The organism is Streptomyces sp. ITFR-21 (assembly GCF_031844685.1).
Taxonomy (GTDB): domain Bacteria; phylum Actinomycetota; class Actinomycetes; order Streptomycetales; family Streptomycetaceae; genus Actinacidiphila.
In genome coordinates this window covers 4761734-4774955 of sequence record NZ_CP134605.1, presented here as the reverse complement: position 1 = coordinate 4774955, position 13222 = coordinate 4761734, and the positions used below count along the sequence as shown (strand labels likewise).

The 13222-nt window shown below is 73.7% G+C and carries 14 protein-coding genes; 8 read left to right on the top strand and 6 right to left on the bottom strand.

The features are described from left to right. Positions 1–104: 104 nt before the first annotated feature. Both RLT57_RS21550 and RLT57_RS21545 read right to left on the bottom strand, forming a co-directional pair. Positions 105–1538, bottom strand: a complete 1434-nt coding sequence (locus RLT57_RS21550) for a DUF3152 domain-containing protein (protein ID WP_311298926.1) — start codon at positions 1536–1538, stop codon at positions 105–107. Between the two features lie 8 nt (positions 1539–1546). After that, the gene (locus RLT57_RS21545) at positions 1547–2665 is read right to left on the bottom strand and encodes an alpha/beta fold hydrolase (protein ID WP_311298925.1); all 1119 of its coding nucleotides are present in this window, start codon (positions 2663–2665) and stop codon (positions 1547–1549) included. A gap of 135 nt (positions 2666–2800) precedes the next feature. Here RLT57_RS21545 and RLT57_RS21540 point away from each other — a divergent pair, with 135 nt between their 5' ends. From RLT57_RS21540 to RLT57_RS21525, 4 genes are all read left to right on the top strand, one after another. After that, on the top strand, positions 2801–3094 hold the full coding sequence (locus tag RLT57_RS21540) for a hypothetical protein (protein ID WP_311298924.1): 294 nt from the start codon (positions 2801–2803) through the stop codon (positions 3092–3094). Positions 3095–3278: 184 nt separating this feature from the next. Beyond that, the gene (locus tag RLT57_RS21535) at positions 3279–3920 is read left to right on the top strand and encodes a TetR/AcrR family transcriptional regulator (protein ID WP_311298923.1); all 642 of its coding nucleotides are present in this window, start codon (positions 3279–3281) and stop codon (positions 3918–3920) included. Between the two features lie 132 nt (positions 3921–4052). Then, a complete protein-coding gene (locus tag RLT57_RS21530; protein ID WP_311298922.1) occupies positions 4053–4283 on the top strand; it encodes a DUF3107 domain-containing protein in 231 nt (76 codons plus the stop codon). 134 nt (positions 4284–4417) lie between these two features. Beyond that, positions 4418–4675: a hypothetical protein gene (locus RLT57_RS21525; protein ID WP_311298921.1), complete on the top strand. Its 258-nt coding sequence runs from the start codon at positions 4418–4420 to the stop codon at positions 4673–4675. A gap of 78 nt (positions 4676–4753) precedes the next feature. On the opposite strand, the gene RLT57_RS21520 is transcribed toward RLT57_RS21525, so the two are convergent. Beyond that, the gene (locus tag RLT57_RS21520) at positions 4754–5500 is read right to left on the bottom strand and encodes a ferritin-like fold-containing protein (protein WP_311298920.1); all 747 of its coding nucleotides are present in this window, start codon (positions 5498–5500) and stop codon (positions 4754–4756) included. 414 nt (positions 5501–5914) lie between these two features. Here RLT57_RS21520 and RLT57_RS21515 point away from each other — a divergent pair, with 414 nt between their 5' ends. From RLT57_RS21515 to RLT57_RS21505, 3 genes are all read left to right on the top strand, one after another. Next, on the top strand, positions 5915–7996 hold the full coding sequence (locus RLT57_RS21515) for a DEAD/DEAH box helicase (protein WP_311298919.1): 2082 nt from the start codon (positions 5915–5917) through the stop codon (positions 7994–7996). Positions 7997–8120: 124 nt separating this feature from the next. Beyond that, the gene (locus RLT57_RS21510) at positions 8121–9044 is read left to right on the top strand and encodes an alpha/beta fold hydrolase (RefSeq protein WP_311298918.1); all 924 of its coding nucleotides are present in this window, start codon (positions 8121–8123) and stop codon (positions 9042–9044) included. A gap of 93 nt (positions 9045–9137) precedes the next feature. Next, on the top strand, positions 9138–9278 hold the full coding sequence (locus RLT57_RS21505) for a hypothetical protein (RefSeq protein WP_311298917.1): 141 nt from the start codon (positions 9138–9140) through the stop codon (positions 9276–9278). Positions 9279–9433: 155 nt separating this feature from the next. Here the strand turns inward: RLT57_RS21505 and RLT57_RS21500 are convergent, their stop codons facing one another. From RLT57_RS21500 to RLT57_RS21490, 3 genes are all read right to left on the bottom strand, one after another. Further along, a complete protein-coding gene (locus tag RLT57_RS21500) occupies positions 9434–10297 on the bottom strand; it encodes a PHP domain-containing protein (protein WP_311300794.1) in 864 nt (287 codons plus the stop codon). Between the two features lie 136 nt (positions 10298–10433). After that, positions 10434–11072, bottom strand: coding sequence for a DUF6758 family protein (locus RLT57_RS21495; RefSeq protein ID WP_311298916.1), 639 nt, complete (start codon positions 11070–11072; stop codon positions 10434–10436). Positions 11073–11115: 43 nt separating this feature from the next. Further along, a complete protein-coding gene (locus tag RLT57_RS21490) occupies positions 11116–11703 on the bottom strand; it encodes a suppressor of fused domain protein (RefSeq protein WP_311298915.1) in 588 nt (195 codons plus the stop codon). A gap of 357 nt (positions 11704–12060) precedes the next feature. Between RLT57_RS21490 and RLT57_RS21485 the strand changes: the two genes are divergently transcribed. After that, on the top strand, positions 12061–13197 hold the full coding sequence (locus RLT57_RS21485; RefSeq protein WP_311298914.1) for a magnesium and cobalt transport protein CorA: 1137 nt from the start codon (positions 12061–12063) through the stop codon (positions 13195–13197). Positions 13198–13222 lie beyond the last annotated feature (25 nt).

Genomic DNA, 13222 nt, shown 5'->3' with positions numbered 1-13222 from the left:
CGGCATGGGGCCAGCGTGCAGGGGAACGTCCCCTGGTGTCAAAGGGGCGTAAAGACAGTTCCCGAGGCGCTCTTGTGGATCCGGGCGCCGGATCCCGTGATCCGCTACGGGAAGGGCCAGGCGTTCGGCTTGCAGGTCGGCCCGCCGTCGAGCGAGAGGAACTTGGTCTGCTGCATCATCACCGGCGCCGGCGCGCCCTCCGTGGGACAGCCCACATGACCGTGGCCGAGGCGGTGCCCGACCTCGTGGTTGATCAGCATCTGCCGGTACTGGTGCATCCGTTCCGGGCCGAAGGTGTCGGCCCCCATCGCCCACCGGTAGGCGTTGATCATCGTGCGCGGGGTCGACGCCGCGTCACATGACACGTTGTCGACCGTGGTGTCCAGACCCGACTTCTCGCACCACTCGGCGGTGGTGCCGGGGCTGGCGAGGGTGACGACGATGTCGGCCGGGCCGGTTGACACCCGTTCGAAGGTCATCGTGCCGCCGTGCCCCCAGCTGCGGGGATCGTTCAGCGTCGTGAAGACGGCGCGGGCGAACAGGTCGGCGTCCAGCGGCAGTCCCTTCTCCACTTCCACCCTGAACCGCATGGTCCGGCCGCGGCCCGGCGCGGCCTGCCGGCCCGGCACGGTGGTGAAGGCGCCGGACAGCGCCAGCCGCGGGTCCAGCGGGTACTGCACGGCCATCTGCCGGTCGTAGCCGAGCGGCGCGGCGGTGGCCGCGGGCGCCGGCGCGGAGGTCGTGGTGGGCGGCGCCGGGGACGGCGGGCGGTCCGGGGCGGACCGGGGCCCGGCGCCCTTGCCCGCGGCGCCGGTGTGGTCTTCGTCACCCCCGACGAACCGCGCGCCGACCACCACGGCCAGCACCGTGACGACCGCGGCGGCGGCGATGCCGCTGAGCGCGCGGCCCCTCCCGCCGGCCTTGCCGGCGCTCTTGTCCCGGCTCCCGCCGTCGTCCCCGCCGGCCGGGGCGGGCCCGGGCGCGGGCTCCGCCGCCGACTGCGGCGCGGAGCGCTGACCGGCGGCGGGCGGGCGCGGTCCCGGCGGGCCGTCGAAGGCGTCCACGTACTCCTGGCGGGGCTGCGGCACGGCCGGCCCGGCGGCGTGCGGGTGTCCCGGCAGCCCCAGGACGGTCAGCCCGTCGCCCGTCTCGTACGGCGGCCAGTCCATCGCGTCGAGGACGAGCTCGTCGTCGGAGGGCCTGCCGCCGCGGCCGGGGCCCGGGGCGGTCCAGCCGCCCGGTGCGCCCCAGCCGGTGTGCTCGCGGTGCTCGGGGTGGGCCTGCGGCGGCACGTTCAGCTCGTGCGGTCCGAGCACCGCGAAGCCGCCGGTGTCCTCCGGCGAGTCGGCCCGCCGCCGCCGGCCGGACCCGGGAACGCCGGGGCTGCCGGGGACACCGGGCGCACCTGGAGCACCTGGCAGGCCCGGCCCGGCCGGGCGGAACGGCGGGGCGGGCGGGCGGTACGCGCCGCCGCCGGCCGGGCCGCTCGTCGGACCGTCCTGGCCGTCCTGGCCGTCCGTCGCGCTGTGCTTGCCCACGCTCTCGATCAGCTCCCGGTCGCGTCGGTCGTCGGACTGTTCGCCGGACCTCCGGCGGCACCCGGAAGCGTACGGTCCACGGCACCTTCCGTCAGCCTACGGTCCGCGGCGGGCGCGGGGGCTTCGGTGTCCGCGGGCGGCGTACGGTCCGCGTCCGCGGCGCCGGCGGCGTCGACTTCGTCCAGCAGGTCGCGGAACGCCCGCGACACCAGCTCCGGGTGCTCCATCATCGCCACGTGCCCGCTCTCCGGGATCAGCAGCAGCCGCGCGTCCCGGAAGGCGCGCGCCGCCCTGGGGGCCATCCGCGGCGACACCAGCTTGTCCCGCCCGCCGTAGACCAGCAGTGTGGGCGCGAGCACCCGCTCGGCCTGCCGCCACAAGGCGTGCTGGCCGCCGAGCGTGTAGGCGTTCACCAGGCCGCGGGTGGAGCGGATCATCGCGTCCCAGAAGTAGGGCAGTTCGACCCGCCGCCGGTACTCCCGGGCCGCCTCCTCGCGGACCGGCCCCGGCACCGTCGACGGGTCCCCGTAGCACAGGGCCAGCAGCGCCTCGGTGCGCCGCTCGACGGTCCAGCGGCGGGTGGCCCGTACGTACAGCGCGGGCAGTCCCGGCACCGAGGCCAGCGCGGTCGGCCAGGCGGTGCGCTGCGGCGGCACCTCGGGGAGCGCGGGGGAGACCAGGGTCAGGGTGCGCACCAGGTCCGGCCGGGCGGCGGCGACCTTCACCGCCACCGCGCCGCCCATCGAGTTGCCGAACAGGTGCACCGGGCCGCGGGGTTCGTGGTCCAGCAGCCTGATCACCGCCCTGGCGTGCCCGGCGATCGAGTAGTCGCCGTCGTCCGGCGGCGGCGAGTGGCCGAAGCCGGGCAGGTCGAGGGCTTCCCCGGCCACCCGGTCGGCGAGCCGGCCCATCAGCAGCGACCAGTTCTGCGAGGAACCGCCGAGGCCGTGGACGAAGAACGCCGGTTCGCGGCCGGCGGGCCCGCCGCGGTCCTCGTGCCGGCGCACCACCAGGCTGAACCCGGGCAGCACCACGGTGCGGGCCGATTCCCCGGTCGCCGGCGCCGGTCCCGCCGGGGGTACGGCCGCGGGGGCGACGGCCTCTTGAGGAGAGTCGGTCGTGGACATGGCTCAATGTTACGAGACGATCACACGTGCGATTGTGTGTTCACCGCCACCATGTGGTGAGAAGCCCCTGTGGTGCCGGCGGGCAGGAAGCCCGCCGGCGGACGACGATGGAAGAGCCAGGGGAAAGGAGGCGCCATGTCCAGGGACATCGAGGACATCGCCGACATCGCCGGTTTCGGACGCGATGCCGACCTGTTCGACGACGCCGTACGGACCGCGCCCGCGGCCCACCCGGCCGACGGGCTCGACGTGGAGACGCCCGAGGCCGACGCCGCCGAGCAGCGCGCCGCCCTGCTCGACGACGGGGACGACGCGGAGGACGCCGAGGGTGCCGCGGAGCCCCCCGCCGACCCGGTGCTGGAGGTTGATCCGGCGGACGCGGCCGAGCAGCGGCAGGTGGTCGCACTGGACGAGGACGAGCGCCGCTGAGGCGCCGCCGAGGCCGTTGATACCGGTAAATCCCGGGTGGAACCTCCCGGCAGGCCGCCGCCGGGAGGTTCCACGAACTGAGAATGTCCGGCCGCGCGGCCCACAGTGTCGTTACTCAAAAGTACGATGGCGGTCACCGGGTCAACCCGTTCCATCCGTTCCGACACCAGATTTGGGAGGCGGCGTGACAGCCATCGAGCAGACTCAGGCGCGCCCGCGCGGCACCCGCCTGCCCCGCCGGGCCCGACGCGAACAGCTGCTGGGAGCGGCGCAGGAGGTCTTCGTCGCGCAGGGGTACCACGCCGCCGCGATGGACGACATCGCCGAGCGGGCCGGGGTCAGCAAGCCGGTGCTGTACCAGCACTTCCCCGGGAAGCTGGAGCTCTACCTCGCCCTGCTCGACCAGCACTGCGAGTCGCTGCTGCACTCGGTGCGGACCGCGCTGGCGTCCACCTCGGACAACAAGAAGCGCGTCGAGGCGACCATGGACGCGTACTTCGCCTACGTCGAGGACGAGGGCGGCGCGTTCCGGCTGGTCTTCGAGTCGGACCTGACCAACGAGCCGACCGTCCGCGAGCGGGTCGACAAGGTCTCGCTGGAGTGCGCGGAGGCGATCAGCGAGGTCATCGCGGAGGACACCGGGCTGGCCCGGGAGGACGCCATGCTGCTGGCCGTCGGCCTCGGCGGCGTCTCCCAGGTGGTGGCCCGCTACTGGCTGGCCACCCGCAGCGAGGTCCCCCGCGACACCGCGGTGCAGCTGCTGACCTCGCTGGCCTGGCGCGGCATCGCCGGTTTCCCGCTGCACGGCACCGAGGGCCACCACTGAGACACTTCCGGGCGGTGTTCGCTCACGGCGTGGGCGATCCACGGATTCCGGCCCGTTCGGCCGGGCTAGTCTGTGCTGCGTACGGCGCGATTCACCGCGCACACCGCCAGACCAGTCGGAGGTAATCAAGCCGTGGAGGTCAAGATCGGCGTGCAGCACGCGCCGCGCGAGATCAACATCGAGAGCTCGCAGTCGGCCGCCGAGGTGGAGAAGGCCGTCGGCGACGCGCTGAGCGGCAGCTCCAAGCTGCTGACCCTGGTGGACGAGCACGGGCGCAAGGTCCTGATCCCCGCCGACCGCCTCGCCTACGTGGAGATCGGTGAGCCGGCCACCCGCCGGGTCGGGTTCGGCGCCTCGCTCTGACCGGAATCCCACGGAGGGGCGGCGACCGGCTGTAACCGGTTGCCGCCCCTCCGTTTCGTCGCGCGCCCCCGGGGGGTATGACCCCCTGTGCACAGCGGTCCCTGCCCAGGGACACCGACTGGAGGGGGACAGGGATGTTGTGGGAAGCCCTCGCTTTCGCCGTCCTCGGGCTCGCCGCCGCCCTGGCGGCCACCGGCCTGCTGCCCGCACGACTGCCCCGCACCCCGCTCGTCCTCGCCACCGGCCCGGTGGCGGCGCTCACGGGCGGCCTGGTGGCGCGCACCATCTTCGGCGCCGGCCGGCCGGAGATGACCATCCCGGTCGCGCTGGTGGTGGCCGCGGCCCTGCTCAGCCTGCTGGCGCGGCCGGACCGCCCGACCCCGGCGGCCTGACCGCGCGGGGCGGGGCGCCGCCCGGGAGGGCAGGCGGCGCCGAGGGGACGTCGCCCGGCGAGGGGAGCGGGTGCGGCGTCACGCGGCCAGCCCCAGCGCCGCCATCCGCTTGGTGTGCGCCTCGGTGATCCGGGAGAACATCCGGCCCACCTCGGCCAGGTCGAAGCCGTCGGCGACACCGCCGACCAGCATCGTGGACAGCGCGTCCCGGTCCGCCACCACCCGCTGGGCCTGGGACAGCGCCTCGCCCATCAGCCGCCGGGCCCACAGCGCCAGCCGGCCGCCGACCCGCGGCTCGGCCTCGATGGCGGCGCGCACCTTGCCGATCGCGAAGCCGGCGTGCCCGGTGTCGTCCAGCACGGCCAGCACCAGGGTGCGGGTGTCGGAGTCCAGCCGGACCGCGACCTCGCGGTAGAAGTCGGAGGCGATCGAGTCGCCGACGTACGCCTTGACCAGGCCCTCCAGCCAGTCCGACGGCGCGGTCAGCCGGTGGAACCCGTCCAGCGCCGCGCCGAAGGGCTCCATCGCCAGGTTCGCCGTCTCGCCGACCTCCGTCAGCCGGTCCCGCAACCGCTCGAAGTGATGGAACTCCGCCGCCGCCATCGCCGCCAGCTCCGCCTTGTCCTCCAGCGTCGGCGCCAGTTTGGCGTCCTCCGCGAGCCGTTCGAACGCGGCCAGCTCGCCGTACGCCAGCGCCCCCAGCAGGTCGACGACGGCGGCCCGGTAGCGCGGGTCGGCCGCCGCGGTGTCCCAGGTCTGGGCGGCGATGCCGGGGGCCGGCGCGGTGGCGGGGTCGGACGTGGTGGTCTCGTCAGGCGTCTCCATGCTGCGCACAATAGCCAAGTCCCGGGCGGTCGTAGGACCCGCCGCGGGACCGGCCGGAAGCCGGCCGGTGGGCGCCGCCGATCAGCCGTGGGCCCGTACGCGATCGTGATGACGTCCCTAACGAAACATTTGATCGGGTGCAGCTACGTGTTTCCGGGGTAGAGTGGTATTGCACCCGTCGGTAGTCGGTTCACTTCCGATCGTCCGGCGGGCGACGTGTGCAACACCAGGATGCCCGGTCGGTGGCCCGATCGGCTCCGAACCGACCGCCTTCCCGCCATCGGGAGGGGCCCGCTCGCGGCATGAGCGAGGGCAGCGGTCCCGCGCTCCACAGCCTTCACGGCTGTACGACACCTCTGCGCGGTCAGCATCCGACGCCGTTCTCGACACGGCGCCCCGGCTGCTCGACCCCCCTTGCCGCACAGTGCCGCGTCTCACAGAAGAGGCAACATCCTGACCACCACGACTTTCCGCAGCCTCGGGATCCTCCCCGAGACCGCCGAGGCCCTCGAGGCCGTCGGCATCATCACTCCTTTCCCGATCCAGGAGATGACGCTCCCGGTCGCCCTCGCGGGCAACGACGTCATCGGCCAGGCGAAGACCGGCACCGGCAAGACGCTCGGTTTCGGCCTGCCGCTGCTGGAGCGGGTCGTCGTCGCCGCCGACGTGGACGCCGGCCGGGCGAGCGCGGACCAGCTCACCGACGCGCCGCAGGCCCTCGTCGTCGTCCCCACCCGCGAGCTGTGCCAGCAGGTCACCAACGACCTTCTCACCGCGGGCAAGGTGCGCAACGTCCGGGTCGCCGCGATCTACGGCGGCCGGGCCTACGAGCCGCAGGTCGAGCAGCTGAAGAAGGGCGTCGACGTGGTCGTCGGCACCCCGGGCCGGCTGCTGGACCTGGCCGGGCAGAAAAAACTCAACCTCAAGCGGGTCCGCGCGCTGGTGCTGGACGAGGCCGACGAGATGCTCGACCTGGGCTTCCTGCCCGACGTCGAGAAGATCATGGCCATGCTCCCGGTGAAGCGGCAGACGATGCTGTTCTCCGCGACGATGCCCGGCGCGGTGATCGGTCTGGCCCGCCGCTACATGTCGCAGCCGACCCACATCAGCGCCTCCTCGCCCGACGACCTGGGCGCCACGGTGGCGAACACCACCCAGCACATCTTCCGCGCCCACTCCATGGACAAGCCCGAGCTGGTCTCGCGCATCCTCCAGGCCGACGGCCGCGGGCTCGCGATGATCTTCTGCCGCACCAAGCGCACCGCCGCCGACGTGGCCGAGCAGCTGGAAAAGCGCGGCTTCGCCTCCGGCGCGGTGCACGGCGACCTCGGCCAGGGCGCCCGCGAGCAGGCGCTGCGGGCGTTCCGTAACGGCAAGGTGGACGTGCTGGTCTGCACCGACGTGGCGGCCCGCGGTATCGACGTCGAGGGCGTCACCCATGTGATCAACTACCAGACGCCCGAGGACGAGAAGACCTACCTGCACCGCATCGGCCGCACCGGCCGGGCGGGCGCGTACGGTACGGCGATCACGCTAGTCGATTGGGACGACATCCCGCGCTGGCAGCTGATCAACAAGGCGCTCGACCTGCCGTTCAACGACCCGGAGGAGACGTACTCCACGTCCCCCCACCTGTACGAACTGCTGGGCATCCCGGCCGGCACCAAGGGTGTGCTGCCCCGCGCCGAGCGGACCCGGGCCGGTCTGGACGCCGAGGCGGTCGAGGACCTCGGTGAGACCGGCGGCCGCGGTGGCGGCGCGGCCCGCGGCGGCCGGCGCCCCGGCGGCCACCAGGCCGCGCCGGTCGAGGACCGCCCGGCCCGCACCCGCACCCCGCGGCAGCGCCGCCGCACCCGCGGTGGCGAGGCCGCCGGCCCGGTGACGCCCGTCGCCGGGACCTCGGCCGAAGCCGCCGCGGCGGTCTCCGCGCCGGAGACCGCCGACGCGGTGCGGCCGGCCCCGCGCCGCCGGCGCCGTACCCGCTCGGGCCCGGCCCAGGGGGAAGCGGCCGTCGCCGCGCAGCCCGCCGTCGCCGCCGAGCCGGCCGCTCCCGCCGAGCCGGCCGCTCCCGTCGAAGCGGTCACCCCGGCGCCGGTCACCCCGGCGCCGGTGACGCCGGTCCCGCCGACCGGGGTGACCGAGGCGGAGGCCCCGAGGGCGCCCCGCCGCCGGACCCGCAAGGCCACCGCCGAAGTACCCGCGCCGGCCACCGCGCCCGACGCCGAGGAGACCGCCAAGGCCGCCCCCCGCCGCCGCACCCGCAAGGCCGTGGCCGAGCCGGTCGCCGCCGAGGCGGTCGCCGCCGAGCCGGTGGCCGCGGTCGCGACGGTCGGGTCCGCCGCCGAGGAGGCCCCGAAGGCACCGCGCCGCCGGACCCGCAAGGCCACCGCCGAAGTACCCCCGCCGGCCACCGCGCCCGACGCCGAGGAGACCGCCAAGGCCGCCCCCCGCCGCCGCACCCGCAAGGCCGCCGCGGTGGAGGCGGACGCGGGCTGATCCGCGACCGGACCCGTACGGTGGACGCCCCCGGCCTCGCGGCCGGGGGCGTTCTTGTGCGGCGGCGGCCGTGGAAGAGCCGGTAAGCAACCTCTCGGACATACGCTGCGCGTAATCTCAGTCCATGAGCCGACCCTCTGCCCTCGATCTGCCGGAGAACGTGTCCGCCCGTCGGCTGGAGACGTCCCGTGGTTCCTTCGCGGTACTGGACGCCGCCCCCGGCCCGGACGCGCCGCCGCTGGGCACCGCACTGCTCGTACCGGGCTTCACCGGCAGCAAGGAGGACTTCCTCGACCTGCTGCCGCCGCTGACCGGGGCGGGCTTCCGAGCGGTGGCGGTGGACGGCCGCGGCCAGCACGAGTCGGGCGGCCCGCGGGAGGAGTCCGCGTACGCGCAGGCGGAGTTGGCGGCCGACGTGGTCGCGCAGAGCGCGGCCCTCGCGGCCGGACCCGGCGGCGGCCCGCTGCATCTGCTGGGGCACTCGCTCGGCGGCCACATCGCCCGCGCCGCCGTACTGGCGGCCGGGCCGGCGCAGTGGACCTCGTTGACGCTGATGAGTTCGGGAGCCGCGGAGATCACCGCGGAGCAGCAGATCCGTACCCGGCTGCTGGTGGACTACCTGCCCAGCATGGACATGGAGACGGCCTGGCAGACCATGCGGGCGATGGACGGGGAGAACGGCCCGGGTGACGCGGCCGCGGACGACGGTACGCCGGACTGGCTGGAGGAGTTCCTGCACCGCCGGTGGGTGACCACCGTCCCTGAGCAACTGATAGCCACCGCGAAGCAGTTGATGACCGAGCCGGACCGGGTGGCCGAACTGGCCGCCGTCCCGCTGCCCAAGCTCGTCCTGTCCGGCGAGGTGGACTACGCCTGGCCGGTGCCGTCGCTGGACGCGATGGCCGAACGACTGGACGCCGAGCGCGTGGTGATCAAGGGCGCCGAGCACTCCCCCAACGCGGAGCGGCCGGCGGAGACCTCGATCGCGCTGACGGCGTTCTGGAGCCGGGCCGCCCGTGGCGGCGCCCGCTCCCTCACCGGTGAGTAGTGAAGGTTGGCAAGGGTTTCATTAGCGTAGGGAATGTTTCGAAGGGGGTGTTCGTTGACCACACATGTAACGAGCGACGAAGGGAGAAGCCCCATGCGCTTCGAGATCATGCGACTCGATGACCGGACCGGCACCGCAGTGGAGAGCACCGTCGTGGAAGCCTCCGCCGTGAACAAGATCGTGCAGCAGGCGGCGGCCATCGGCCAACGCATCTACATCCGCCCCGCGGACTGAACGGCTTCACCCGGCTCAAAGGCTTCACCAGGCTCGACGCAACGGCGCCCCGTAGCAATAGTACGGGGCGCTTTCGCCTGCCCGGACCGGACCACGCCGGTCCGGACCGGGTCGGCGCAACCCGGACAGGGCGGCGTCGGGACGCGGGTCGGGCCCTAGACCGCGCCGACCGGCGCCGCGCCCGTGGCCCGGCGGGCGATCTCCCGGTAGACCTCCGGGTCGGTGACGCACTCGCCGAGGACCACCGTCTTGCGGCTGCCGTGGTAGTCGCTGGAACCCGTGGTGAGCAGGCCGAGTTCGGCCGCCAGTCCGCGCAGCCGGGCCCGGGTCGGGCCGTCGTGGTCCACGTGGTCGACCTCGACACCGTCGAGGCCCGCGGCGGCGAGCTCGGCGATCACCTCGTCCGGAACCGTCTCACCGCGCTTGTGCGCGCCCGGGTGCGCGAACACCGTCACCCCGCCCGCGCCCTTTACCAGCCGGATCGCCTTGAAGGGGTCCAACTCGTGCTTCGCCACGTACGCCCGCCCGTCGTTGGCGAGCCACTGCGCGGTGAACGCTTCCGAGACGCTGCCGATGACCCCCGCGTCCACCATCGCAGTGGCGATGTGCGGCCGGCCCACCGAGCCGTCCCCGGCGATCGCGGCGACCTGCTCCCAGGTCACCGGGACGCCCAGTTCCTGAAGCCTGGCGACCATGCCGCGGGCCCGGGGCACCCGGTCGTCGCGCACCAGCTCCCGCTCCCGGTCCAGTTCGGGTTCGGCGGGGTCGAACAGGTAGGCCAGCATGTGCATGCTGATGCCGCGCACCCGGCAGGACAGCTCCGCCCCGGTGACCAGCGTCAGGCCGGCACCGGCGCCCAGTTCGCGCAGGGCGGTCCGAGCCGCCGCATGGCCGCCCACCGTGTCGTGGTCGGTCAGCGCCACCACGTCGAGCCCCGCGGCGGCGGCGTTGCGTACCAGCTCGCCGGGGGTGTCCGTACCGTCGGAGGCCGTGGAGTGGGTGTGCAGGTCGATGCGCACGGCAGGACTCCCGGAGGCGGGTCGGGTCATGGGAGCGCAAGGATAGCGTCAGCGCCCACCCCGACCGCGCACGGAGTGCGCCGCCCGCGGACCGCCCGGCCACACCGTCGGCCACGCCGTCGGCCGACCCGCGGCCTCAGCCCAGCAGGCGCGACGACAGCGCCCCGCACGGCAGCAGGTCCACTTCCGCCCCGGCGTCCCGCAGATCCGTCAGCACCAGCTCGTCGTACATCAGCAGCCCGGTCTCCTCGGGCCAGACGATCGCCCACAGCCACAGCCCGAGCGCCTCGCCGACGAAGACCGCGCGGTCCTCGGGAGTGCTGACGACGTGCCACAGGGCGGTCGGGCGGCCGGCCGCGAGCACCTTGGCGTGGGCCGGCCGGTTCAGGCACATGTCCGGGCCGGGATCGGGCCCGGGAATGCCCGCGTACCGCGCGCCGAGCCCGACGCCCAGTTCCTCCGCGATCAGCATCAGCTCGCCGGGGCCGCCGAGGGGGCCGGGGCCGGAGCAGGTCAGCGCGGTGGCCCGGCCGCCGCTGCGGTCGTCACCGGCGCTCGCCACCCCGGAGAAGAGCCAGCCGACGGGCAGCGGCCAGGGCATCCAGACCGGGACGTGGGAGCGGTGCACCACCACGCCGAGCGCCTCGACGCTGGGCGGGACGACGGGTTGCAGCGGCTGAACGCTCCCGTGGGCGTCGCACTGCCAGGAGTCGGCGAAGAGACCGGGCGCCCGGACCCTGCCACCGCACTTCGGGCAACTGGGTTCACCCCTCATAAACCACCACGGTCCTCCCGGACCGTGCCCGCGTCAAGGACGATCACCCGTCCAGACGCACCGGCCCGCGCGCCGGGTCCCGCAGGTCCGTACCGTGCGCGAGCCACCGCTCCTGGAGGGCCGCGGCGCCGTGCACCCGCTTCCAGGCTGCCTCGTTCGGGGTCATCGGCAGCAGCGGCAGGAACCGCACCGGCTCCATGGGCCCGTCCAGGGCGAGGTCCGCGACCAGGCCACCGCCCTCGGCGACCAGCACCGCGGAGAAGGGCGCCCCCGGCCACAGCGGCTCGCCGACCTCCAGCGAGCTGCCCGGGGCGACCACGACGCCCTCGACTTGCGGGGACGCGGCCAGGACCGCGAGCGGCCGCAGGACCTTGTCTGTTTCGGCACGTCCGGCGCGGACCGTCAGCAGCAGTTCGGCGCGCGGACCGCGGACCGGATCCGCGACCGTCGCCAACGGGTCCCCCATGGGCTGCGCGGACATGCCAAGAGTGACGTATCGTCGCAGGCCAGCATCCACGTAGCGGAGCACTTCGATACGCTCGGCCCCCAGGAAGGTGACCGCCGCGCGGGCGTCCGGCACGCCGAACGCGGCCCGCAGTCTGGCCTCGACCAAGGGCGTGACATCTGACATACGGCGAGCATAGAGCGCGTATGCACAGCGCGAAGCGCGGCGGAGAGCGCTTGCGGGCTTGCTAAAGTGGGGCGTTCGCGCGTACCTCATCCCCCAGCGGGGATTGGCCGGAGGAGGTGGGACTGACATGGATCCCAGTCGACCGTGCAGTACCGGCAGCTCTTCCATGTGTCGCCCCGCGCGCTGAGCCCCCGCGTTCTCTACCCGGCCTCCCGGACCCGAAACGCGCGTTGAACCGGCTTGCCCGCGGAGCGTTTCCGCGCTGGAAGAGCGCCCTGAACTGCCTGTGATCAACCCGTCCTGATCAGCAATTCAGTGCGGCGCCATGCCGTAGGCCAGTCCGTGAAGGAGCTTGCCATGTCGATGATCCGTGATCTGCGCGCCGTCGTACGCCCCACCCTGCGCAAGACCGGCGAGTCCTACGACTACGGCCCGGCCCACGACTCCTCCACCGCCGGCAGCGCGGTGGTGGACTGCGCGGTCTACCGGGGCGGGGTCAGGTGCAGCGACAGCGTCGGCCTGAAGGACGCGCTGCGGATGGTCAGGGCCGACCGCAGCGCCGAGCAGTGCGACGGCAGCGACGGCTTCGTCTGGATCGGGCTGCACGAGCCGACCGAGCAGGAGTTCGCCGGGATCGCCGAGGAGTTCGCGCTGCACCCGCTGGCGGTCGAGGACGCGGTGCACGCCCACCAGCGGCCCAAGCTGGAGCGGTACGACAACTCGCTGTTCACCGTCTTCAAGACGATCCGCTACGTCGAGCACGCCGAGCTGACCGCCACCAGCGAGGTGGTGGAGAGCGGCGAGATCATGGTCTTCACCGGCCGGTATTTCGTGATCACCGTCCGGCACGGCGGCCACGGCTCGCTGCGGTCGCTGCGGCACCGGCTGGAGGAGGACCCGGAGCTGCTGTCCAAGGGCCCGTCCGCGGTGCTGCACGCCATCGCCGACCGGGTGGTGGACGACTACCTGGCCGTCACCGAGGCGGTGCAGGACGACATCGACGAGGTCGAGATCGACGTGTTCTCGGCGAGCACCGGCAAGGCGCCGCGCGGCGGCGACGCGGGCCGGATCTACCAGCTCAAGCGGGAGGTGCTGGAGTTCAAGCGGGCGGTCTCCCCGCTGCTGCGGCCGATGCAGATGCTCGGCGAGCGGCCGATGCGGCTGATCGACCCGGACATCCAGAAGTACTTCCGCGACGTGGCCGACCACGTGGCCCGGGTGCACGAGCAGGTCATCGGCTTCGACGACCTGCTGAACTCGATCCTGCAGGCCAACCTGGCGCAGGCCACCGTCGTGCAGAACGAGGACATGCGCAAGATCACCGCGTGGGCGGCGATCCTGGCGGTGCCGACGATGATCACCGGCGTGTACGGGATGAACTTCGACACGATGCCGGAGCTGCGCTGGCGGTTCGGCTACCCGGCGGTGCTCGTCGCGATCGTGGCGATCTGCTACGCGATCCACCGCGGGTTCCGCCGCAACGGCTGGCTGTAGCCGGCGGAGCTCCGGCCGGGCGGAC

What these genes read in the sequence shown, in the direction of transcription:
- RLT57_RS21545 (WP_311298925.1), bottom strand. Translation starts at nt 2,665, where the DNA reads ATGTCCACGACCGACTCTCCTCAAGAGGCCGTCGCCCCCGCGGCCGTA.
- RLT57_RS21540 (WP_311298924.1), top strand. Translation starts at nt 2,801, where the DNA reads ATGTCCAGGGACATCGAGGACATCGCCGACATCGCCGGTTTCGGACGC.
- RLT57_RS21525 (WP_311298921.1), top strand. Translation starts at nt 4,418, where the DNA reads ATGTTGTGGGAAGCCCTCGCTTTCGCCGTCCTCGGGCTCGCCGCCGCC.
- RLT57_RS21520 (WP_311298920.1), bottom strand. Translation starts at nt 5,500, where the DNA reads ATGGAGACGCCTGACGAGACCACCACGTCCGACCCCGCCACCGCGCCG.
- RLT57_RS21510 (WP_311298918.1), top strand. Translation starts at nt 8,121, where the DNA reads ATGAGCCGACCCTCTGCCCTCGATCTGCCGGAGAACGTGTCCGCCCGT.
- RLT57_RS21505 (WP_311298917.1), top strand. Translation starts at nt 9,138, where the DNA reads ATGCGCTTCGAGATCATGCGACTCGATGACCGGACCGGCACCGCAGTG.
- RLT57_RS21495 (WP_311298916.1), bottom strand. Translation starts at nt 11,072, where the DNA reads ATGAGGGGTGAACCCAGTTGCCCGAAGTGCGGTGGCAGGGTCCGGGCG.
- RLT57_RS21490 (WP_311298915.1), bottom strand. Translation starts at nt 11,703, where the DNA reads ATGTCAGATGTCACGCCCTTGGTCGAGGCCAGACTGCGGGCCGCGTTC.
- RLT57_RS21485 (WP_311298914.1), top strand. Translation starts at nt 12,061, where the DNA reads ATGTCGATGATCCGTGATCTGCGCGCCGTCGTACGCCCCACCCTGCGC.